Source organism: Myxococcus stipitatus DSM 14675, from assembly GCF_000331735.1.
GTDB lineage: Bacteria > Myxococcota > Myxococcia > Myxococcales > Myxococcaceae > Myxococcus > Myxococcus stipitatus.
The window spans coordinates 1,853,403-1,873,747 of record NC_020126.1 but is presented as its reverse complement, the minus strand read 5'-3'; the positions used below and the strand labels follow the sequence as shown (position 1 = coordinate 1,873,747).

The window sequence follows — 20,345 nt, the reverse complement described above, 5'->3', positions numbered from 1 at the left end:
GGCACGGGCTCCAGACACGCACTCACGCAGTGCGCGCGGGGAGACAACAAACCACGAATATCAGGACCAATCCAACTACCCGGTTGGTCCTATCGAAAGGGCGCTCAAAGCCTCCCAGGCACGGAGGCGTGCTCCGTGACGGGGTTTTCAGCGAAACATGTCACAGGGGTGTTTCAGCGGACCACGCCGGCGACGCGGGCATGCGAAGGCGAGGAGGTCATTTCGGCCACCGCCTTGCCGAGCGAGCCCGCGCTCTGTGGGAAGGGCCCCTTGGCCAGCTCCTGCCCCGAGGGGTCCAGCACCTGCGCATAGACATTCTTGAAGCCCTTCTTCAGCCCCACCGACGCGTGAGGCTCGCCCTTGCTGTCGGCGACCATGAAGAGGGAGGTATCGAGCTCGGGGGGAGGCGACTCACCGTGCTCCTGAAAGAGATTGCGCATCAGGTCGAGCGATTCGGCGTGGCTCTTGCGAATCTCCCCCTTCGCCATGCCCTTGAAGAGGCCGGGGACATCTCGCAGGTCCACCCGCACCACGACGATGGGCTTGCCCGCTCGCACGTCATAGACGAACTGGTAGGCGTGCTCACGCAGCTCATCCCGGGTGCCCTTGTTGGCATACAGGACCACGGTCGGCCGCCCCTTCCCGATGGGGACCTCTCTGCCGAACACGTCCTTCAGCTCCGCGGCCAATGCGGGAGCAGCTCCCAGCACGCCCAGCAGTCCAACAAGCGCGGCAAGCTTCTTCATGTAGCGTGTCCTTTCCAAAGACAGAGTCATGGGTGCGACGGCTTCTACGAACACCACCACCCCCACCTCGAATCCCCACACAATCCCCGCACGGGCCCCGTGGCCCCGCTGCTCGCCAGGCCACTCACGTCCGCGTGCCTGCACGGTTGCCTGCCATCAGACTCGTCTGCTATCGCCCCCTGGACGCCGCATGAGGCGGCGCCTCGCAGGGGGCTGTCCATGAGGGAGTCGTCCAAGAAGCTGAGAGGAATTGCCGCGTTATCATTGATACTGCTGTCCCTGTCCGCGTCCGCGGCGCAGCCGTTCGAACAGGGCATGGTCACCATCACCCTGGATGACGGCTGGGCCACCCAGTACACGAAGGCGCGTCCCCAGCTCAACTCGAGAGGGATTCGCGCGACCTACGCGCTCATCACCCAGGCCCTGGCGCAGGGCTGGGGTGGCTACATGAGCCTGTCCCAAGTCCAGACATTGGTCGCGGAGGGGAATGGCATCGCCAGCCATTCGCTCACCCATCCCGACCTGACCACGCTCACCGGCCCCCAGCTCGTCGCCGAGCTGAGTGACTCACGGGTGTGGCTGCAGACCCAGCTGAACCTGCCCGCGGTGCCCGACTTCGTCATCCCCTACGGGCGCTACGACGCCCAGGTGCTCACGAACATCCGCCAGCACTACGGCAGCAGCCGCACCGTGAATCCCGGGCGCAACTTCCGCGACACCATCGTCTATGAGCTGCGAGGCAATGACGTGGCTCGCACCGTCCCCGTCAACACGGTGAGGGGTTGGATTGACCGGGCCGTGGAGGAGAAGAGCTGGCTCATCCTCGTCTTCCACGAGTTCTTGGACGGCACCCCCACGCGCGACACGCAGTACCGCACGCAAGACTTCGCGGCCATCCTGAATCACATCCAACTGCGCGGCCTGCGCACGGTGACGCTGTCACAAGGGCTCGCACTGACAGACGGACGCACCGAGCCGGAGCCCGCCTCCGCGCTCGCCATCTACACGGACGCGCTGGAGAGCGGCTTCGCGGATTGGAGCTGGGCGGAGCACTCGCTCGAGGAGACGGGCATCGTCCACCAGGGCTCCGCGTCCATCCGCTTCACGCCCGACACCTGGTCGGGTCTGCTCCTGCATCACCCCGGCGTGGACCTGTCTTCGTATCAGGCCATCGAGCTGTGGGTTCATGGGGGAACCACCGGCGGGCAGCTCGTGCGCGCCGTCCTTCATGACGGCACGGACATGCTGGGGACCGTCTCGCTGGAGGAGGCGCTGGGCGGGCCGCTGGTCGCGGGCGAGTGGCGGAAGGTGACGCTCTCCCTCGACGCCATGGGCGCGACGTCCGGCACCCTGCGCGACCTCTACTTCCAGGATGACTCGGGGACGACGCAGGCGGACCTGTATCTGGATGACATCACGCTCATCCCCCGATGAGGCGCACGGGCGGTACACCGCCCCGCTGTCTCGCGTGTGAGCCAGGCCTCCGGTGACTCGGCGGCCTGGCGCACGAGCCCCCAGCACACCTACACCGACGCCCCCGAGTCTTTTCCGCGCCAGCCCTCCCGGACGCGACCCACCTGCAACTTTCCACCGCGCAAGCCGGGTTGAGTCCTTAGACTCCCTCCACATGCTTCAAGTCATTCCCCTCGGCGGCCTGGGAGAAATCGGCCTCAACTCCCTGGTCATCGCCTGCAACGGGGAGATGCTGCTCATCGACGCGGGCTTGATGTTCCCTTCAGACGGGATGCCCGGCGTCGACATCATCATCCCGGACTTCACCCACCTGAAGCAGAACGCCGCCCAGCTCAAGGGCGTGTTGCTCACCCACGGGCATGAAGACCACCTGGGTGCGCTCCCCTACCTGCTGAGCGAGCTGTCCGTCCCCATCCCCGTCTACGGCACGCGCTTCACGCTCGCCATGGCCCGCCACCGGTTGGACGAGCTGGGCGTGGAAGCGGACCTGCGCGAAATCGAGCCGCGCGAGCCCTTCCCCGTCGGGAGCATGTTCAAGGTCGAAGCCAGCCGTGTCACCCACACCGTGCCCGACGCGGTGGGCTTCATCGTCCGCACGCCCGAGGGCACCCTCATCCACACGGGTGACTTCAAGCTGGACCCGGATCCCATCGACGGCCTGCGCACGGACCTGGAGCGCTGGGGCGAGGCGGGCGACGAAGGCGTGGTGTGCCTGCTGTCGGACTCCACCAACTCCGAGCTGACCGAGGAGACGGGCAGCGAGCGCGTGGTGGAGCAGACCTTCGAGCGGCTCTTCCGCGACGCCACCGGCCGCATCGTCGTGGCTCTCTTCTCCTCCAACCTGCACCGCGTGCGGCACCTGTTGGCCCTCGCCGAGCGCCTGGGCCGCAAGGTCGCGCTCCAGGGCCGCAGCATGCTGCGCAACGTGGAGATGGCGCGCCAGTTGGGCTACCTGGACGTGCCCGACTCGCTCTTCGTCCCCCTGGACACCGTGCCCATCCTGCCCGCGCAGCGGGTCCTGGTCCTCACCACGGGCGCACAGGGCGAGCCTCGCGCGGGCCTGTCCCAGCTCGCCTCGGGAGATGGGCCCCTCAAGGTCGGCCCGGGAGACCTCGTCGTGCTCAGCTCCCGCCCCATCCCCGGCAACGAGCGGGGCGTGGGCGCCCTCATCGACCAGCTCCACTGGCGCGGCGCCCGGGTGGCCTACGCGCAGATAGAGCCCGGCGTCCACGTGTCCGGCCACGCCAGCCGGCCGCAGCAGAAGCGCGTGCTGGAGCTGGTGCGCCCCCGCCACTTCATCCCCGTCCACGGCGAGGGCCGCCACCTGCACCGCCACCTGGCCACCGCGCGCGAGGCGGGCCTGGAGCCCGCGCAGTGCCTGCTCGCCCAGGACGGCGACATCGTCGGCTTCGAGGAGGGCCGAGGCCGCTTCACTGGCAGCGTGACCTCCGGCCGCATCTTCAAGGACCGCTTCGGCGGGGGAATGGTGACGTCGGACACACTCCATGAGCGGGTGCGCCTGTCGGAGACCGGACTCGTGGCCGCGGTGGTCGTCATCCAGCGGGACACCCTGAAGCTGGTGGGGGGGCCCCAGCTCTCCGGGCAGGGGCTGTCGGTGGATGAACAGGTGCTGCTGCCCCGGGTCGCCCAGGAAGCCCGGACCCTCTTCGAGGAGCTGTCCGTCCAGCTCCGGGGGGACGACGCCCTGGTGCGAGAGGAGCTCACCCGGGTGGTCCGCCGTGCGTTCAGGCTGTACACCTCCAAGCGCCCCCTGGTGGTGCCCATGGTCGTCAGGGTGTAGGTGTGTTAAGGGCCGCTGCTGCCCATGCCCTCGTTCGATGTCGTCTCCAAAATCGACCTCGCCGAGCTCGACAACGCGGTCAACCAGACCAAGAAGGAGCTCAGCACCCGTTATGACTTCCAGGGTGCCCAGGCGGATATCCTCATCGCCCCGGACAACACGGCCCTCACCGTGAAGGCGAACAGCGAGGACCACGTCAAGGCGGCCAAGGTCGTCCTGCTCGCGAAGATGGCCAAGCGCAACATCAGCTTGCATGCGCTCGACTACGGCGACATCGAGAAGACGGGCCTGCACAACGTGAAGCAGGTCATCAAGCTCCAGCAGGGCATCCCCGTGGAGAAGTCCAAGGAGCTGGTGAAGCTGCTCAAGGATTCCAAGATGAAGGTGCAGGGCTCCATCCAGGCCGACCAGCTGCGTGTCACGGGCAAGAGCCGGGATGACCTTCAGGCCGCCATGGCCCTGTTCCGCAAGGAGCAGGACCGGCTGAAGCTCGACATGCAGTTCACCAACTTCCGCGATTGAAGAAGCCCATGCGAGCCGCAGCCCTGTCCCTCTGCTGGATGCTCTGCGTTCCAGCCATCGCCTCCGCGCAGGAGGAAGAAGCGCCCCGTCCCTCCCGGCCGGTGCCGTCCATGTCGAAGCCGCCCCGGTTCCAGGGGGGCCTCAAGGGCTTCACCTCGCCGCTGGCGCTCAAGTCCCTGGACGCGCCCGGCTCCAGCGCCTCGTTCAACGCGAAGGTGGGCTTCCGCAAGGACACGCTCTACGTGGGCGTGGATGCCAAGGACGACCAGCTCCTCGCCGGCGACGTGCTGTCGGTGTCCGTCTACTTCCCCGACACCGGGCCGCTGACGACGGGCTACACGTGGCGCTTCGGCTTCGACGGCAAGCGCGCCTCCGGGGCGGAGAGCGGCACGCCGGAGTTCGCCCAGCAGAAGGTGAATGGCGCGGTGGAGCGCCAGGGCAACACGCTGTCGCTCGTGGCCGCGGTGCCCGTGCGCGCCCTGCCCCGCTTCCCGGCGAAGGACCCCATGGTGATGGACGTGTGCATCACCTACGAGGACGTGGACAGCGCGGGCGGCAAGCCCGTGGCCGTCTCCAACTGCCAGAGCGGCACCATGCCGGGCGAGGCGCTCCGCCTCCCGGACGAGGTGCGCAAGGCGCTCAAGCTCAAGCCCTCCGAGAACGTGACGGCGCTGGAGTCCGCGGCCACCGGCTGGCTGGGGTGGGACCTGCTCAGCTACCCGGCCTGGGCCCAGGGAGACGAGGACCTGACGCCCGACACGCTGCGCGAGCTGGTCGTGGCGAAGTCGGTGGAGGCGGAGTCGGCCAACGTGAAGGTGCCCGACACGGTGAGCCTGCCGGACGGACGGCCGGTCGTTACCGTGCTCACCGGGAAGAATCCCTATGCCGTTGAGGGTCGGTGTGACTCCGAACATGAGCTCCGGATGGGGCTGTATCTGGTGACAGGGAAGACGGCGACGCGGGCGCTCGAGTGGCCGGTCTCCACCTGTGCCCTGGGACGTGCGACCTCGATGGAAGTGGATGAAGAGGGCACGCTGACCATCCGTTACTCGAACGGCGCGACCATCAACTTCGCTTGGAGTGGTGACCACTTCTCGCGAACCGAACTCGGAAACAGGTAGACGCGGTGGAAACAACCAAGAGCCTTTACATGATGACCCTCGGCTGCCCGAAGAACCGGGTGGACTCCGAGGTGATGCTCGGCACGTTGAAGCACCGTGGCTACACGCTGGTGCAGGAGCCTTCCGAGGCCCAGGTCATCGTCGTCAACACATGCGCCTTCATCGGCCCGGCCAAGCAGGAGTCCGTGGACTCCATCCTGGAGATGGCCGAGCTGAAGAAGACGGGCAGCTGCAGCACCCTGGTGGTGACGGGGTGTCTGTCGCAGCGCTACGGCGAGGAGCTGGCGAAGGAGATGCCGGAGGTGGACCACTTCCTGGGCACCAGCGCGTACGCCCAGATTGGCGACCTGCTGGCGGCCGAGGCGTCACCGCGTCAGGTGATTCCGGACCCCGACTACATCCACGACGCGAACACGCCGCGCGTCAACTCGATGCCGAAGTACACGGCCTACCTCAAGGTGTCCGAGGGCTGTGACAACGCCTGCGCGTTCTGCATCATCCCCACGCTGCGCGGCGGGCAGCGCTCGCGGACCATCGACGACATCGTCATCGAGGCGAAGCGGCTGGCGGACAGCGGCGTGCAGGAGCTGAACCTCGTCGCGCAGGACCTGACCGCGTACGGTCATGACCTGCCCGGCAAGCCCAAGCTCCACGACCTGCTCAAGGCGCTGGCGCAGGTGGACGTGCGGTGGATTCGCCTGCACTACGCCTACCCGCGCGTGTTCCCGGACGAGCTCATCGACGTCATGGCGTCGGAGCCGAAGATTGCCCGCTACCTGGACATGCCGGTGCAGCACGTCAGCGACAAGCTGCTGCTGTCGATGAAGCGCGGCCGCAACTCGGAGTTCCTCAAGGGCCTGCTGACGAAGCTGCGCGAGCGCGTGCCCGGGCTGGTGATGCGCACCTCGCTCATCGTCGGCCTGCCGGGTGAGACGGAAGAGGACTTCGAGATGCTGAAGGAGTTCGTGAAGACGCAGCGCTTCGAGCGCCTGGGCGTCTTCCAGTACTCCGACGAAGAGGGCACTGCGGCGTTCGACCTGCCGGACAAGGTGCCGCAGAAGACCATCGAGCGCCGGTGGCGCGAGGTCATGGCCATCCAGAAGCGCATCAACCGCGAGCAGAACAAGAAGCTCGTGGGCAAGCGGCTGGAGGTGCTGGTGGAAGGCCCCGCGCCCGAGACGGAGCACCTGCTGGTGGGCCGTCACCAGGGCCAGGCGCCCGAAATCGATGGTCTGGTCTACATCAACGACGGCCTGGCGTACCCGGGCGAGCTCGTCACCGTGGAGGTGACGGAGGCGCACGACTACGACCTCGTCGCGCGCGTGGTGGAGCGCCCGGACCCGAAGCAGCGTCAGCACGTGGCTCGCGACGCGCACCCGGCCCCCGTGCCGGTGGTGCAGATGCCTCGGCCCACGACGCGGATGGAGTAGGCGTCCGCGGCCTCGGTTGTCTCGCGCGAGCTGGGCGCCCGCTTACCTCGGGTCCTCTGGCTCCAGCTCGCGCTCCTCTGGCGGTGGCTCTCGCGAGGTCTTCTTCCGCGAGGGCGCCGCGACACCTTCTCCCAGGGGCGTCGGTTGGCATTCGCACACGGTGCGCCGCGTGGCGGCCTCGGTGACGAAGGCACACGCGGTGGGGCACTCGGGCTGGCTGCCTTCCTCGAAGAGCGACAGCTTGAAGCCCTTCGCCCGCGTGAGCGCGGCGTGGCAGATGGGCAGTGACTGCGCCATCGAAGGCCAGGGCAGGCGGTGCTGAGTCGTGAGGCCTCGGCTCGTCGAGGGGAAGCTCAGGCCGACGGCGCAGCCGGACTCCACACGCTGGCCTTCCGCGCTCACGGGCTCGAGGTAGAGCCGGCCTCCCTCCGGGAGGTCCCTGAACACCGCGCCGGTGAGGGAGACCCCGCCGTCCGGCTCCCGCCGCACGTGGAGCCCGTAGCACGCCTCCTCGCTGAAGACGCCTTGGGCATCGGAGCAGCGCTGTCGCGGCGTCAACGGCGGCGCGGGCGCGAGGGGCGGTGCCGCCCCGGCCGTTGGAGGAGGGGCTGCTGGCGCACTCACGCGAGGCCTGCGCAGCACCAGCACCCCGCCCTTCGCATCCAGCGTGGCGGTGAAGCGTCCCCAGACATCGGGCCCCAGGCGCCCCAGGCTGCTGGGTGAGTCCCACCGTCCCGCGGCCTCCACGACGAGAGGCCGGACGCCCACGCCCGCGGCCAGGTCCACCGCGTCCACCGCGAACGTCCTCGGCGGCAGGTTCGCGGCCGTCTCCAACGGCTGGAGTCCCTGCGCCTCCGCGGGCCCCACCGCGAGGCGTGAGAAGGGCTCTCGCGTGGACAGCACGAAGGGGCCGGTGAGCTCCGCGTCCCCCTGCGCCACCTGCGCCGCCAGGAGCGGCCAGTCGCCCACGGGCTCGCGGCTGAGCTCCATGCGATGGACCTCGCGCGCGGCATCCGAGCGGGCGACTTCCGACAGGTAGGACTCCCGCGAGCGGGACGCGGTGAAGGTCACCTCGCGGCGCAGCGGGTCCACCGTGAGCGCGTAGGGCTCCAGCACATCCGAGCCCAGCGTCACCGAGCAGGGCTTCTCCCCGGACAGCCCCGCAGAGCCCAAGGGCACGCGCGACGGCCCCACGGTCAGCGCGGGCAGCGGAATCACGGGCCACGCGCGGAAGCCTCCCGCGATTTCGGGGGCTCGGACGGTCCCCTCGGGCGCGGGGGCTCCACCGTCGAAGCACGCCTGGGAGACCATCGACAGGGGCCGAGCGACATCCAGCACGACGGGGACCGAGCGTCCCCCCAGCGTCCCCGCGACGGTGAGCCGCAGCGCCGGAGACGCCAGCAGCGGCAGGGTCTGCCCCGCCAACCCCTCGGGCCGCGAGGCGCTCGGGGCCACCTCTCGGTGACACCCAGCACCCATCAACCCCAGACAAGCCCAGAACAGGAACGCGCCGCGCACGCCGCGCAGGTTACTGCTTCTTCTGCTTCGTGAAGTCGTCCACGCGCGTGTCGTCCGGGACATCCAGCTTGAAGCTGTCCGCGGAGAGCCCGACGTTCGTCTTCAGGTCCAGGAAGGAGATGGTGTTCTCGCTGCCGTCCGGGTCCACCACGGTGCTCTTCAGCACCTGCGCGGACGCGGGGTCCACCTCCAGCCGCACCTGCTTGAAGCGAGGCTCCTGCTTCAAGGGGTCCAGCACCAACAGCGTGCCCTTGCAGTCCTTGCAGGTGCCCTTGGAGATGGCGAACTCATCCGCGAGCTTCCCCTGGCCGAAGAGGAACGTCACCGAGGCGGAGAGCTGGCTGGTGTCCACGCCCGCCACCGTGAGCGACTGGGCCGCTGGGTCGTACGCGTAGATCTTGTTCCCGGCGAGCACGAAGGTGCGCACGGAAGGCTTCTGGTACTCCCACCGCATCAGCCCGGGCTTCTTGTAGGTGACAGCGCCCTCGGACGTCTGCGTGCGGCGGAAGGTCTTGTACTTGTAGTCCTGCCGGAAGCCGGCCCGGAAGTCGCCCGTCTTCTCGTAGAACGCCTGCATCCGGTCCACGAGGGACTTCACCTCGGGCGCCATGGGCGGCGCGGGCTTCGTGGCCGCGGGCTTCGCGTCAGGTGTCGCCGAAGCCTTCGGGGTGCTCGCCGCTGGAGTGGCGGGCTTGCCCGTGGCCGAGGGCGCCGCCTGGGCCGCCGGAGCCTGCGCGGCGGGAGCGGGAGCCGGCGTCACGGGTTGCGCGGACAGGAGCGTGGCGAGCAGGGTTTCCAGGAACATGGCGTGCGTCTCCAGGGGGCCAGGTAGGCCCACGGCGTCCATCTACCCCATACCGACGCGCCCCGGGGGGCCGGCATTCATGGCTGCTTCTTGAAGAGGCGCTTCCGCTGTTTGATGGCCAGCACGTAGAAGCGCTCCCGCAGGGCCTGCGCCTCTTCCGGCGGCAGGTCCCCCGAGCCTCCCTCCAGGTGCTCATCCCGCCAGGCGATCGCCCGGCTGATACACGCCGAGGCCGCCGCCGAGATGTTCAGGCTCTGACTGAAGCCCCGCATCGGAATCCAGAAGGTGCCGTCCACGGCGTCGAGCACGTCGTCGCTCACGCCGAAGCGCTCGTTGCCGAGGACGATGGCCACCTTCGTGTCGAAGCGCAGCGTGTAGAGGCTGGTGGCCCCTTCGCGGATGGCCGAGGCGTACAGCTGGAACCCTCGAGACTTGAGGTGCTCCCGGCACTCCGCGAAGGACTTGTACAGCTTCACGTCCAGCCACTTGTCACAGCCCTGCGCCACGCGTGAGTTGGGGAGGAATGGCGCTTCCGGGTTGATGACGACGTGCACTTCCTGCACGCCCATGGACTCGCAGGTGCGCAGCACCGCGGCCATGTTGAAGCTGTCTTCCAGCCGGTCGAGGACCACCGTGAAGTTGCGCGTCCGCTGACTGACGACGCGGTCAATCTTCTCCTTGCGCACGTCGAGCAGGAACTGCTCCGGCTCGACCTTCACCTTCTCGAAGCGCTCGTAACGGGGGCCGCCGCCGGACATCGACCTAGCGCCTCCCGCCCGACTTGCGCGCCGCTGGCTTCTTCGCCTTCGCCTTCGGCGAGGGCTTCTTCACCGGCGCCGACTTCCTGGCGACGGCCTTCTTGGCGGACTTCTTCGCCACGGTCCCCTTCGCGCTGGCCGGCTTCCTGGCGGCGGCCTTCTTCACGGCGCCCTTCTTGGCGGCCTGCTTCACCGAGGGGGCCTTCGAGCCGCTGCCCTTCTTGCTGACAGCCTTCTTCGCCGCGGCCTTCTTCGCCGGCGTCGGCTTCGCCACGGAGCCCTTCTTCGCCGCGGCCTTCTTCGCGGTGCCCTGGGTCGAGGACTTCGAGGTCGCGGCCCCCTTCGTGCCGGCGGCCTGCTTCGTCGAGGAGCCCTTCGCGAGCGACGCCTTCACCTCCGCGATGGTCTGCCTGGCCACCGACTTGCCAGCCCCACGCTTCTTCGCGCCGGGCGGCGGCTCCACGTGGAGCTTGTCGGTGCGGCCGGTGAACAGCACCTCGGCCACCGCGTCCATCAGCGTCTGCATGCCCTCGCCCGTGGCGCAGGACACCGGGTACACGCGAATGCCGCGCTCACGCAGGGCCTCGGTGAACTCCCCGAGCCGCGCCTGCGCGTCCGGGAGGTCCAGCTTGTTCGCCGCGACCACCTGGGGCCGGCCCGCGAGATCAGCGCTGTACTTCTCCAGCTCGCGGTTCAGCACGTCGAAGTCATGCAGCGGAGCCCGGCCCTCGCCCTCCGCGCCCATGTCGATGAGGTGGATCAGCGCCTTGCAGCGCTCGACATGCCGCAGGAACTGGTGGCCCAGGCCCACGCCCTCGCTGGCGCCCTCGATGATGCCGGGGATGTCCGCCATCACGAACGACAGGTTGTCCTTGTACTGGACCATGCCCAGGTTGGGCACCAGCGTGGTGAAGGGGTAGTCGGCGATCTTCGGCCGAGCCCGGCTCACCCGCGAGATGAACGTGCTCTTGCCCGCGTTCGGGAAGCCCAGCAGGCCCACGTCCGCCAGCAGCTTCAGCTCCAGCCGCAGCGTGTGCTCCTCGCCCTTCGTCCCGTCCTGGGCGAAGCGCGGCGTCTGCCGCGTCGAGGTCGCGAAGTTCATGTTCCCCAGGCCGCCCCGCCCGCCCTTCGCCGCCTCCCAGCGCTGACCCGGCTCGCTCAGGTCCACGAGCAGCTCCTCCGTGCCGTGGTCCTTCACCAGCGTGCCCACCGGCACCCGGAGGATCATGTCGTCGGCCCCGTGACCGTTGCAGTCACTGCCCATGCCGTGCTCACCGTTCTTCGCCCGGTGATGCTGCTGGTAGCGATAGTCCAGGAGCGTGGTCAGCTGAGGATCAGCCACGAAGATGACCGAGCCTCCGTTGCCGCCATCACCGCCGTTGGGGCCACCGCGCTCGATGAACTTCTCGCGACGGAAGGACACCGCGCCGTTACCGCCATCGCCCGCCTTCACGAAGATGCGGACCTCATCGACGAACTTCATGAAAGCTCTCCTGAAAACGCGAAACGGGCCGCCTCACGTCCTGAACGCCGAATGGCGCTGGACTGGAGAAGCGACCCGCTCGTGAATGCCCTACGGGACCGGCCCATGAAGGCCGGGAGACCGTCAGGCGCTGGGCTGCTCGGCAGCCGGGTAGACCGAGACCTTCTTGCGGTCGCGGCCCAGACGCTCGTACTTCACCACGCCATCCACCACCGAATAGAGGGTGAAGTCGCGGCCAAGCTTCACATTGGCACCAGCGTGAATCACGGTGCCGACCTGGCGAACCAGGATGCTGCCAGCCGAGACTTCCTGGCCACCGTAAACCTTCACGCCGCGGTACTGCGGGTTGGAATCGCGACCGTTCCGCGAAGAACCCTGTCCCTTTTTATGGGCCATGACACCTTGCTCCTGAAATTGAGGTGAAACCGTCCGGACTCAGCCGGAGATGGAGGTGACCTTCACCTCGGTATACGGCTGACGGTGACCACGGCGGCGGGTCCAGCCCTCCTTCTCCTTGCGGAAATTGAGGACGCGGCGGTGCTTGTCCTGCGCCAGCACCTTGCCCACGACGCGCGCGCCGGCAACCGTCGGACGACCCACCTTGGGGCTGTCCGTGCCGCCCAGCAGCAGGATGTCGGTGAAGGACACCTCGGTACCGATGTCGCCGGCAATCTTCTCGATCCGGAGCACATCGCCCTCGGCGACGCGATACTGCTTTCCGCCCGTGCGAATCACTGCGTACATCGTCTAACCCCTGTCAGCTTCGGGTTGGGTCAACCCGTGGAATCGGCCGCGCATTTCGGACGGTCGGGCCGCCCTTTGGCGCAAAGGACGGCCGGATTTACGGGAGATGCTCTGGCGAGTCAAGGCGGATGCTGGATCATCTCGTCCGGCGGGCCAGATTGCCCCCACTCCAGGGCGAACCTACCTGATGGCGGGGCCGACGAGAGTCCGGCCGCACACCGTCCTACCAACCGTTCGCGGGGGAAATTCCACAATGAAGAAACTCATGTTCGGCCTGATGGCCGCCGGTTCTCTCATGTTCGGCGCCGGCTGTGGGGGGAATGCCTGCGACGCCCTGGACGAGGCCCACCGGGGCCTGAGCAAGAAGGTGGAGTCCTGCGGCAACACCTCGGACGAGGGGGATGAGACGAGCGGGTTCGACAAGAACGTCTGCGAGAATGCGCTGGACCACTGCTCGGCCCAGGAGAAGGACCGGCTCAACGAGGTGGCCGACTGCCTCAAGGACCTGCCCAACTGCGAGGCGGGGGGCGAGCTGGACTGGATCGACCTGTTCAGCGCCTGCTTCGACAAGGCGGCGGAGCTGAACCCCGACTGCGCCGAAGCGGCCAAGTAACCCCACCGCCCCCGCGCGAGTCCTCCGGGCCCGGTGCTCCTCTCAGGGAGACCGGGCCCTGTCGTTCGAGGGCTCCGCGGCGCCGCGCGCATCCAGCGCCCGCCGGACGCTGCGGTAGCGGAGGTGGAGGCTCGACTCCAGCGGATCCAACGCCAGGCCCCGCTCATAGGTCTCCAGCGCCCGGGCGAGCTGCCCCTCGCGCTCCAGCGCCGAGCCAGAGAGGTAGTGCACCCGCGCCATGCCCGAGGACTGGGGCCGCCGCGCGAGGAACTGGCGCCGCAGGGAGTCGAGCTGCTCGGGGGTGAGCCCCGCCTCCAGGCAGCGCGCGACGCCCCGGTGGTTGCCTCGCCAGGCGTCATACAAGGCCCGCTGCGTGACGGTGCCCAGCACGTCCCCCGCCTCGAGGAGCCGGCCCAGCACCGAGTCGAGCAGGATGCACTGCGACGGCGACAGCGGGCGCTGGCGCAGTGACTCCAGGATGCTCCGGGCCTCGCGGGCGCGGGCACGCAGCGCGCCCATCTCCAGGTCCGGAGTCACCGCCAGCACCGCGTAGTGGTCCCCCGTCAGCCGCATCCGGTACGCCTCCAGCACCCGCGTCGCCATGGCGTCATCGACCATGGGGACTGGCGGAGAGGGCCGGTGCCCCGGCCCCGCGCGCAGCAGCGCATCCACGGAGGTCTTGAGCGCCAGGGAGGCCTCGACGAACTGGACGCCGAAGCCCGTGGCCATGCCCCAGAGCCGGGCCTGCTCGGCCGGGACGTGGTGCACCACCTCGCAGACGACGTTGTGGGGCCCGGTGTCCAGCTCCAGCACCATGGGCAGCCGGGAGAAGAGCGGCGGAAGGACACCCTCGCTGCGCAGGAACAAGCCACCGCGCGACAAGTCCGACGCCGTCAGCCAGATGGGCGTCTCCCCCGGGCGCAGCACCACGCGGACCGAAAGCTCCACCGTCCGCGCCCGCCCCTGGGGCCCGCCCGGGCTCACGGGCACCGCGCCCACCGGAGGCCCACGGCGCTCCGAGGAGTCCGGTGCTGGCGCGGAGACGGGCGAGGCCACCCCGGGCCCTCCCCGAGGCGCCGCGGCCCACCCGGGCGACGACGCCTGAGGCACGGGAGACCAAGGCGCGACGAGCTCCTCGGGCTCCCCGCTTGCGGACACGACAACGGGCGAAGCCGTCCTCACCGGTGCGGGAGGCCGCGCGGGCCGAGGGCTCGGCGGACGGGCACTCACCGCGAGCGCGCCTTCCAGGGCCGCGCGCAGGACGGCGGCCGTCGTGAACCGCTCCTCGGGTGTCTTCGCGAGCGCGCGAAGGATGACGCGCTCCAGGGGTTCCGGCACGGCCGCGTGCAGCGAGCGCAAGGACGGCGGCGCTCGCATCTGATGCGCCACGAGCTGCGCGGCCAGTCCCTCGTCCTCGAACGGCAGGCGGCCCGTGAGGAGCTGGAAGGCGATGACCCCCAGGGCGTACAGGTCGGCCCGGCCATCCACCTTCCGGCTCTGCGACTGCTCCGGAGCCATGTACTCGGGCGTGCCCACGATGATGCCCGCGTGGGTCTGCGGCATGCGCGCGTCCACCAGCTTCGCGATGCCGAAGTCGAGCACCTTCACGAAGGGTGTGCTGCGCCCTCGCCGCACCAGGAAGACGTTGTCCGGCTTCAGGTCGCGATGAATGATGCCGCTCAGGTGCGCGGCCTGGAGCGCGTCACACACCTGCGAGAGCACCGACACGACGGCTGGCGCGGGCAGCGGCGTCCCCACCCAGGCGGACAGCGGCGCGCCGTCCAGGTACTCCATGATGAGGTACGGCCGGGGCGGACCTGCGTTCAGGTCGAAGATGCTGACGATGTTCTCGTGGCCGATGACGTTGACGGCCCGCGCCTCCGCGTGGAAGCGCTGCACGAGCTCCGGGTACATCGCCAGGTGCTCGTGGAGGACCTTCACGGCCACCCGGCTGCCGATGGACACGTGCTCGCCCAGATACACGGTGCCCATGCCGCCGCGCCCCAGCCGGCGCACGAGCCGGAAGCTGCCCAGCCGGGCGCCGACCAGTGGGTCCGTCTCCCCGCCCACCGGAGTACACCGGGGACGCGCGGCTCCATCACCCTTCTCCTCACGCACCAGCGTCGGGCAAGACCGCGAGGGCCCATGTCGTTGGCCGCATGCCTCGCACGATTCACCGCTGCTCACCTCGGCCATGCCACTCTCCCGGGGCTGCCAGGAGAGTCTGGGCATCCGGGTGCGTCACTGACCACTGGCGGCGCCAGGGGGATGTCGCCTGGTGACACGCAAGCCGGTGCACCGGGGCAGGGGGACGGTCGACCGCACGACGCTGACGATGCCGACAATCCATCACGCTCGTCTAAAGTGCGCGCCCCATGTCCAGTACCTCACGCCGCATCCCCCTCATCGACCTGTCCCACTATCGCTCCGGTACCCCCACCGAGCGCGCCCGCTTCGTCCACACCTTTGGCGAGGGGCTCCGCGAGTTCGGCTTCGTGTCCATGGTGGGCCACGGCATCGATGACGGCCTCATCCGCCGCACCTACGCGGACGTGGAGAAGCTCTTCCAGCTCCCCGATGACGTGAAGACGCGCTACGCGGTGCCGGAGCTCGCCGGGCAGCGCGGCTACACGGGCTTCGGCAAGGAGCACGCGAAGGACCGCAAGGTCGGTGACCTGAAGGAGTTCTGGCACGTGGGCCGCGAGCTCCCCGCCGGCCACCGGTACCTCCCGCACTACGGCGCCAATGTGTGGCCCTCCGAGGTCCCCACCTTCCGCGAGCACACGATGGCCCTGTTCCGCGAGCTGGACGGGGCCGCGAAGATGATGCTGCAGGCCCTGGCCGAGTTCTTCGACGTGCCGCGCCCCACGTTCAGCGACATGGCCACGGACGGGAACTCCGTGCTGCGCCTCATCCACTACCCGCCCCTGCGCGAGCGCTTCATCCCCGGCGGAGTCCGCGCCGCCGAGCACGAGGACATCAACCTCATCACCCTGCTGTGCGAGGGCACCGCGTCCGGCCTGGAGCTGCTCACGCGCGATGGCGAGTGGCTGCCAGTGGACACGCTGCGCGGGCAGATTGTCGTGGACTCGGGCGACATGCTCAGTCGCGTGACGAACGAAATCATCCCGGCCACCACCCACCGCGTGGTGAATCCGCGAAGCTCCGAGGAGGACACGGTCCGCTACTCGCTGCCGTTCTTCTGCCACCCCTCCTCGGACTGCGTGCTCAAGCCCCTGCCCTGCACGGAGACACCCGACAATCCCGCGCGCCACGCGCCCATCACCGCGGGCGACTTCCTCCACCAGCGACTGCGCGAGAACGGGCTTCTCAAGTAGCGCTGTCACTCCCAGCCGGAATCCCGCCCGTGGAAGACACCCTTCCCGCCACGCATGTCGAGCTGTTCGCCCTCCAGCCACGCCTCTCGCTCGAGGACTACGACGCTCCCGCCGCGTTCACCCGGAAGCAGCGGGCCCTCGCGAAACGGGTCAGCGACTTGCGTGCACGGGATGCCGCGGGCAACCCACTCCACCCCGCCCTCGTGGTGTGGCCGGAGTGGGTCGGCGCGCCGCTCGGGTGGATGGGGCGACTTCCTCGGGTGTGGCGCCAGACGACGCGAGGCGCCCTGCGCGGTGTCGCCCTGACGGAGTGGTGGTCCTTGTGGCGCGCGTGGAGGGAGCTCCATCCGCCCACGCGGGAAGAGGGACTCCACGCCACCCGCGCGGCACTCGTGCACCAGGTGATGCACGAGACGTTCTCCTCCATCGCGCGGGACTTCCACCTGTGGGTGGTCGCGGGGAGCGCGTGGCGTCCTGGCAATCGGCGGGGTCTCGGCACTTCCGACTTCTCGCCCCTGGGCGCACGCACCTTCAACACCAGCGACACGTTTTCGCCGGGCGGCCACCACGTGGCGACGACTCGCAAGGTCAACCTGGTGCCCACGCGCGAGGACACGCTGCGCTTGAGTCCGGGCCGTCCCGAGGACCTGTCCGTCGTCGCCACCCCGTTCGGACGGCTCGCGACAGTGGTGGGCTACGACGCCTTCCCCGGGCCGCTCACCTCACACGAGCCCTACTTCGTGCCCTGCGCGCGGTACTACGACGCGCTGGGCGCGGGCATCCTCGCCCACCCGGCCTCCTCGCTGTGGCCCACATCTCGGGACTCCGGCCGGATGCCGTGGCGCGACGACATCCTCACCGCCGAGCTCTCCGCGTTCCGGAACGTCCGCTACACCGTGACGGCGCAGCTCGCGGGGACGATGTTCGAGCACACCTTCGAGGCACCGTCGCTCATCCTGGAGCGGACCGAGGAAGGGGGCGCACAGGTCCTCGCGCGCTCGGAGCGGCCAGGTGACGAGGACCTGCTCCACGTCACCGTGCCCGCGTGTCCTCGGTGAGTCAGTCGCCCAGCTTCTTCTTCAGGAGCTCGTTGACGAGGGCGGGGTTGCCCTTGCCCTTCATGGCCCGCATCACCTGACCGACGAAGAAGCCGAACACCTGCTTCTTGCCCGCGCGGTACTTCTCAATCTCGCCCGCGTTCTTCGCGAGGATGTCATCCACCACGGCTTCGATCGCGCCGGTGTCACTCACCTGCGCGAGCCCCTTCTCCGCGACGATGTCCGCGGCGGCGCGGCCCGTGCGGAACATCTCCGCCAGCACGTCCTTGCCCGCGTTGGCGGACACGGTGCCCTGGTCCACCAGGCCCAGGAGCTCGGCGAGCTGAGCGGGCGTGAAGCGCACCTCGGACACCGGCGTGCCGCTCTCCTTCAAGAGCCGCAGCAGCTCGCCGAGGAACCAGTTGGAGAGCTTCTTCGCGTCGGGGTAGCGCTGGGCGCACGCCTCGAAGAAGTCCGCGAGCGGACGCTCCGAGGTGAGGATGCGCGCGTCATACGGGGGCAGGCCGTATTGGCTCACGAAGCGCTGGAGCTTCGGCCGAGGCAGCTCCGGAAGTTCGTGCCGCACCGCCTCGATGTGCTCCTTCGCGATGAGCAGCGGCGGCAGGTCCGGCTCCGGGAAGTACCGGTAGTCGTGCGCCTCCTCCTTGCTGCGCATGGAGCGGGTGACGCCCTTGTTGACGTCCCACAGGCGCGTCTCCTGGCTCACCTTCCCACCGGACTCGATGACGTCCACCTGCCGGGAGATTTCGTACTCGATGGCCTGCTTCACGAAGCGGAACGAGTTGATGTTCTTCAGCTCGCAGCGCTGGCCGTACGTCTCGGAGCCCTTGGGCATCACGGACACGTTGGCGTCACAGCGGAAGCTGCCCTCCTCCAGGTTGCCGTCGTTGACCCCCAGGTACACGAGGATGTCGCGCAGGGCCTTGAGGTACTCCACCGCCTCGTCCGCGTCGCGCAGGTCCGGCTCGCTGACGATTTCGAGCAGCGGCACGCCCGCGCGGTTCAAGTCCACCAGGCTCTGCCCACCGCCCGCGTCGTGCACGCTCTTGCCCGCGTCCTCCTCCATGTGGATGCGGCGGACGCGGATGACCTTCTCACCGCTCGGCGTGTCGATGACCAGGCGCCCGTGCTCGCAGACGGGCAGGTCGAACTGCGTGATTTGGTAGCCCTTGGGCAGGTCCGGATAGAAGTAGTTCTTCCGGCTCCACACGCTCTTGGAGTTGACGACGCACTCCAGCGCGAGCCCCGTGCGGATGGCGAACTCCACCACGCGCGCGTTGAGCACGGGCAGCACGCCGGGCATGCCCAGGCACACCGGACAGGTGTTGCGGTTGGGCTCCGCGCCGAACGCAGTGGAGCAGCCGCAGAAGATCTTGGACTTCGTGAGGAGCTGCGCGTGGACCTCGAGTCCGATGACGGGCTGGAAATCGCTCACGGGCATGGCGGAGTCACCGAGTGCGGACCTCGAGCCCTAGACGGGCGCGAGGCGGCGGAAGAAGTCGTGTTCGCGCTCGAAGGCACGAGCGATGCGCAGCAGCAGGGCCTCGTCGAACGCCCGCCCCAGGACCTGGAGCCCCACCGGCAGCCCCGCCTTCGTGAAGCCGCAGGGCACCGACAGGCCCGGCACACCGGCCAGGTTGCACGGCAGGGTGTAGACGTCCGTCAGGTACATGGACAGCGGGTCGTTGACCTTCTCGCCCAGCTTGAACGGCGCCACCGGAGAGATGGGCGCCAGGAGCGCATCCACCTGCTGGAAGGCCCGCGTGAAGTCCTCGCGGATGAGCGTGCGGACCTTCTGCGCGCGCAGGTAGTAGGCGTCGTAGTAGCCCGCCGACAGCGCGTAGGTGCCCAGCATGATGCGGCGCTTCGCCTCTGCCCCGAAGCCCCGCTCACGCGTCAGCGCGTACAGCTCCTTGAGCCCCTTCGCATCCTTCGCGCGCAGGCCGTAGCGCACGCCGTCGTAGCGGGCCAGGTTGCTGGAGGCCTCGGCGGGAGCGATGAGGTAGTAGGTCGCCAGCGCGTACCGGGTATGCGGCAGCGACACATCCACCAGTGTCGCGCCCAGCCGCTCGTACTCGCGCAGGGCGCCGCGCACGGCGGCCTCCACCTCGGGGTCCATGCCCTCCGCGAAGTACTCGCGAGGCACGCCCAGCTTCAGCCCGCGCACCCCACCCTCCAGCTCGGCCGAGTAGTCCGGCGTCTTCACCGGCGCGGAGGTGGAGTCCAGCGGGTCATGCCCCGCCAGCACCTGGAGCAGCGCCGCCGCGTCCGCCACCGTGCGCGTCATGGGCCCGGGCTGGTCCAGCGACGACGCATACGCGATGACGCCGTAGCGCGACACGCGTCCATACGTGGGCTTGAGCCCCACCGTGTTGGTGAAGGCCGCGGGCTGACGGATGGAGCCACCCGTGTCCGTGCCCAGCGCGCCATACACCTCGCGCGCCGCCACCGCCGCCGCCGAGCCTCCCGAGGAGCCTCCCGGTGTGCGCGTCACGTCCCAGGGATTGTGCGTCGGGAAGTACGCGCTCGACTCGTTGGACGAGCCCATCGCGAACTCGTCCAGGTTGAGCTTGCCCAGCAGGGGCAACCCCGCTTCGCGCAGCAGGCGCACCACCGTGGCGTCCATCGGCGGCACGAAGCCTTCGAGCACGCGCGAGCCGGCGGTGGTCTCCAGTCCCTTGGTGAGGAAGAGGTCCTTGAGCCCCACCGGGACGCCGTCCAAGGCGCTGGCCGGAGTGCCCGCGCGGCGGCGCGCATCGCTGGCCTCCGCGGCGGCGAGGGCGCCCTTCTCATCCACGCGCAGGAAGGCGCGAATCGTCGAATCCACCCGCTGGATGCGCTCCAGGCACGCGCGGGTGGCTTCCACGGAGGACACCTGGCCCGCGGCCAGCTTCTCCGCGAGCTCCAGCATCGACAGGTCCGTGAGCTGCATGGC

Annotated in this window: 18 protein-coding genes; 8 read left to right on the top strand and 10 right to left on the bottom strand. The window is 69.0% G+C overall.

Annotated features, from left to right (window positions below):
• Positions 1–173 precede the first annotated feature (173 nt).
• On the bottom strand, positions 174–746 hold the full coding sequence (locus MYSTI_RS07460) for a hypothetical protein (RefSeq protein ID WP_015347109.1): 573 nt from the start codon (positions 744–746) through the stop codon (positions 174–176).
• A gap of 219 nt (positions 747–965) precedes the next feature.
• Between MYSTI_RS07460 and MYSTI_RS07455 the strand changes: the two genes are divergently transcribed.
• From MYSTI_RS07455 to rimO, 5 genes are all read left to right on the top strand, one after another.
• A complete protein-coding gene (locus MYSTI_RS07455) occupies positions 966–2,180 on the top strand; it encodes a polysaccharide deacetylase family protein (protein ID WP_015347108.1) in 1,215 nt (404 codons plus the stop codon).
• A gap of 193 nt (positions 2,181–2,373) precedes the next feature.
• The gene (locus MYSTI_RS07450; RefSeq protein WP_015347107.1) at positions 2,374–4,020 is read left to right on the top strand and encodes a ribonuclease J; all 1,647 of its coding nucleotides are present in this window, start codon (positions 2,374–2,376) and stop codon (positions 4,018–4,020) included.
• Positions 4,021–4,044: 24 nt separating this feature from the next.
• Positions 4,045–4,542, top strand: coding sequence for a YajQ family cyclic di-GMP-binding protein (locus MYSTI_RS07445; RefSeq protein WP_015347106.1), 498 nt, complete (start codon positions 4,045–4,047; stop codon positions 4,540–4,542).
• 8 nt (positions 4,543–4,550) lie between these two features.
• Positions 4,551–5,663, top strand: a complete 1,113-nt coding sequence (locus MYSTI_RS07440; protein ID WP_015347105.1) for a hypothetical protein — start codon at positions 4,551–4,553, stop codon at positions 5,661–5,663.
• Positions 5,664–5,695: 32 nt separating this feature from the next.
• On the top strand, positions 5,696–7,093 hold the full coding sequence (gene rimO, locus MYSTI_RS07435) for a 30S ribosomal protein S12 methylthiotransferase RimO (RefSeq protein WP_420811515.1): 1,398 nt from the start codon (positions 5,696–5,698) through the stop codon (positions 7,091–7,093).
• A 42-nt stretch (positions 7,094–7,135) separates the two neighbouring features.
• Here the strand turns inward: rimO and MYSTI_RS07430 are convergent, their stop codons facing one another.
• The 6 genes from MYSTI_RS07430 to rplU form a co-directional block, all read right to left on the bottom strand.
• On the bottom strand, positions 7,136–8,572 hold the full coding sequence (locus MYSTI_RS07430) for a hypothetical protein (protein ID WP_015347103.1): 1,437 nt from the start codon (positions 8,570–8,572) through the stop codon (positions 7,136–7,138).
• 49 nt (positions 8,573–8,621) lie between these two features.
• Positions 8,622–9,416: an outer membrane lipoprotein periplasmic chaperone LolA gene (lolA, locus tag MYSTI_RS07425; protein ID WP_015347102.1), complete on the bottom strand. Its 795-nt coding sequence runs from the start codon at positions 9,414–9,416 to the stop codon at positions 8,622–8,624.
• 77 nt (positions 9,417–9,493) lie between these two features.
• Positions 9,494–10,174: a TrmH family RNA methyltransferase gene (locus MYSTI_RS07420; RefSeq protein WP_015347101.1), complete on the bottom strand. Its 681-nt coding sequence runs from the start codon at positions 10,172–10,174 to the stop codon at positions 9,494–9,496.
• A gap of 4 nt (positions 10,175–10,178) precedes the next feature.
• Positions 10,179–11,657 carry a GTPase ObgE gene (gene obgE / locus MYSTI_RS07415; protein ID WP_015347100.1) on the bottom strand — a complete coding sequence of 493 codons (1,479 nt, stop codon included), beginning with the start codon at positions 11,655–11,657 and terminating at the stop codon, positions 10,179–10,181.
• Between the two features lie 123 nt (positions 11,658–11,780).
• Positions 11,781–12,053, bottom strand: a complete 273-nt coding sequence (rpmA, locus tag MYSTI_RS07410) for a 50S ribosomal protein L27 (protein WP_015347099.1) — start codon at positions 12,051–12,053, stop codon at positions 11,781–11,783.
• Between the two features lie 39 nt (positions 12,054–12,092).
• Complete coding sequence (rplU, locus tag MYSTI_RS07405; protein WP_015347098.1) at positions 12,093–12,401, bottom strand: 50S ribosomal protein L21; 309 nt, start codon at positions 12,399–12,401, stop codon at positions 12,093–12,095.
• A gap of 253 nt (positions 12,402–12,654) precedes the next feature.
• Between rplU and MYSTI_RS07400 the strand changes: the two genes are divergently transcribed.
• Positions 12,655–13,014: a hypothetical protein gene (locus MYSTI_RS07400; RefSeq protein WP_015347097.1), complete on the top strand. Its 360-nt coding sequence runs from the start codon at positions 12,655–12,657 to the stop codon at positions 13,012–13,014.
• Between the two features lie 42 nt (positions 13,015–13,056).
• On the opposite strand, the gene MYSTI_RS07395 is transcribed toward MYSTI_RS07400, so the two are convergent.
• A complete protein-coding gene (locus MYSTI_RS07395; protein ID WP_015347096.1) occupies positions 13,057–15,210 on the bottom strand; it encodes a serine/threonine-protein kinase in 2,154 nt (717 codons plus the stop codon).
• A gap of 179 nt (positions 15,211–15,389) precedes the next feature.
• On the opposite strand from MYSTI_RS07395, the gene MYSTI_RS07390 reads away from it, so the two are divergent.
• Both MYSTI_RS07390 and MYSTI_RS07385 read left to right on the top strand, forming a co-directional pair.
• The gene (locus MYSTI_RS07390) at positions 15,390–16,352 is read left to right on the top strand and encodes an isopenicillin N synthase family dioxygenase (protein WP_015347095.1); all 963 of its coding nucleotides are present in this window, start codon (positions 15,390–15,392) and stop codon (positions 16,350–16,352) included.
• Between the two features lie 29 nt (positions 16,353–16,381).
• A complete protein-coding gene (locus MYSTI_RS07385; protein ID WP_015347094.1) occupies positions 16,382–17,410 on the top strand; it encodes a carbon-nitrogen hydrolase family protein in 1,029 nt (342 codons plus the stop codon).
• A 1-nt stretch (position 17,411) separates the two neighbouring features.
• Here the strand turns inward: MYSTI_RS07385 and gatB are convergent, their stop codons facing one another.
• Together gatB and gatA are read right to left on the bottom strand one after the other, a co-directional pair.
• A complete protein-coding gene (gene gatB, locus MYSTI_RS07380; protein WP_015347093.1) occupies positions 17,412–18,851 on the bottom strand; it encodes an Asp-tRNA(Asn)/Glu-tRNA(Gln) amidotransferase subunit GatB in 1,440 nt (479 codons plus the stop codon).
• A gap of 30 nt (positions 18,852–18,881) precedes the next feature.
• Positions 18,882–20,342, bottom strand: a complete 1,461-nt coding sequence (gene gatA, locus MYSTI_RS07375) for an Asp-tRNA(Asn)/Glu-tRNA(Gln) amidotransferase subunit GatA (protein WP_015347092.1) — start codon at positions 20,340–20,342, stop codon at positions 18,882–18,884.
• Between the last annotated feature and the right edge of the window lie 3 nt (positions 20,343–20,345).

Coding starts and splice junctions, on each gene's coding strand:
- MYSTI_RS07460 (WP_015347109.1), bottom strand. CDS start 746: ATGAAGAAGCTTGCCGCGCTTGTTGGACTGCTGGGCGTGCTGGGAGCT.
- MYSTI_RS07455 (WP_015347108.1), top strand. CDS start 966: ATGAGGGAGTCGTCCAAGAAGCTGAGAGGAATTGCCGCGTTATCATTG.
- MYSTI_RS07450 (WP_015347107.1), top strand. CDS start 2,374: ATGCTTCAAGTCATTCCCCTCGGCGGCCTGGGAGAAATCGGCCTCAAC.
- MYSTI_RS07445 (WP_015347106.1), top strand. CDS start 4,045: ATGCCCTCGTTCGATGTCGTCTCCAAAATCGACCTCGCCGAGCTCGAC.
- MYSTI_RS07440 (WP_015347105.1), top strand. CDS start 4,551: ATGCGAGCCGCAGCCCTGTCCCTCTGCTGGATGCTCTGCGTTCCAGCC.
- rimO (WP_420811515.1), top strand. CDS start 5,696: ATGACCCTCGGCTGCCCGAAGAACCGGGTGGACTCCGAGGTGATGCTC.
- MYSTI_RS07430 (WP_015347103.1), bottom strand. CDS start 8,572: ATGGGTGCTGGGTGTCACCGAGAGGTGGCCCCGAGCGCCTCGCGGCCC.
- lolA (WP_015347102.1), bottom strand. CDS start 9,416: ATGTTCCTGGAAACCCTGCTCGCCACGCTCCTGTCCGCGCAACCCGTG.
- MYSTI_RS07420 (WP_015347101.1), bottom strand. CDS start 10,174: ATGTCCGGCGGCGGCCCCCGTTACGAGCGCTTCGAGAAGGTGAAGGTC.
- obgE (WP_015347100.1), bottom strand. CDS start 11,657: ATGAAGTTCGTCGATGAGGTCCGCATCTTCGTGAAGGCGGGCGATGGC.
- rpmA (WP_015347099.1), bottom strand. CDS start 12,053: ATGGCCCATAAAAAGGGACAGGGTTCTTCGCGGAACGGTCGCGATTCC.
- rplU (WP_015347098.1), bottom strand. CDS start 12,401: ATGTACGCAGTGATTCGCACGGGCGGAAAGCAGTATCGCGTCGCCGAG.
- MYSTI_RS07400 (WP_015347097.1), top strand. CDS start 12,655: ATGAAGAAACTCATGTTCGGCCTGATGGCCGCCGGTTCTCTCATGTTC.
- MYSTI_RS07395 (WP_015347096.1), bottom strand. CDS start 15,210: ATGGCCGAGGTGAGCAGCGGTGAATCGTGCGAGGCATGCGGCCAACGA.
- MYSTI_RS07390 (WP_015347095.1), top strand. CDS start 15,390: ATGTCCAGTACCTCACGCCGCATCCCCCTCATCGACCTGTCCCACTAT.
- gatB (WP_015347093.1), bottom strand. CDS start 18,851: ATGCCCGTGAGCGATTTCCAGCCCGTCATCGGACTCGAGGTCCACGCG.
- gatA (WP_015347092.1), bottom strand. CDS start 20,342: ATGCAGCTCACGGACCTGTCGATGCTGGAGCTCGCGGAGAAGCTGGCC.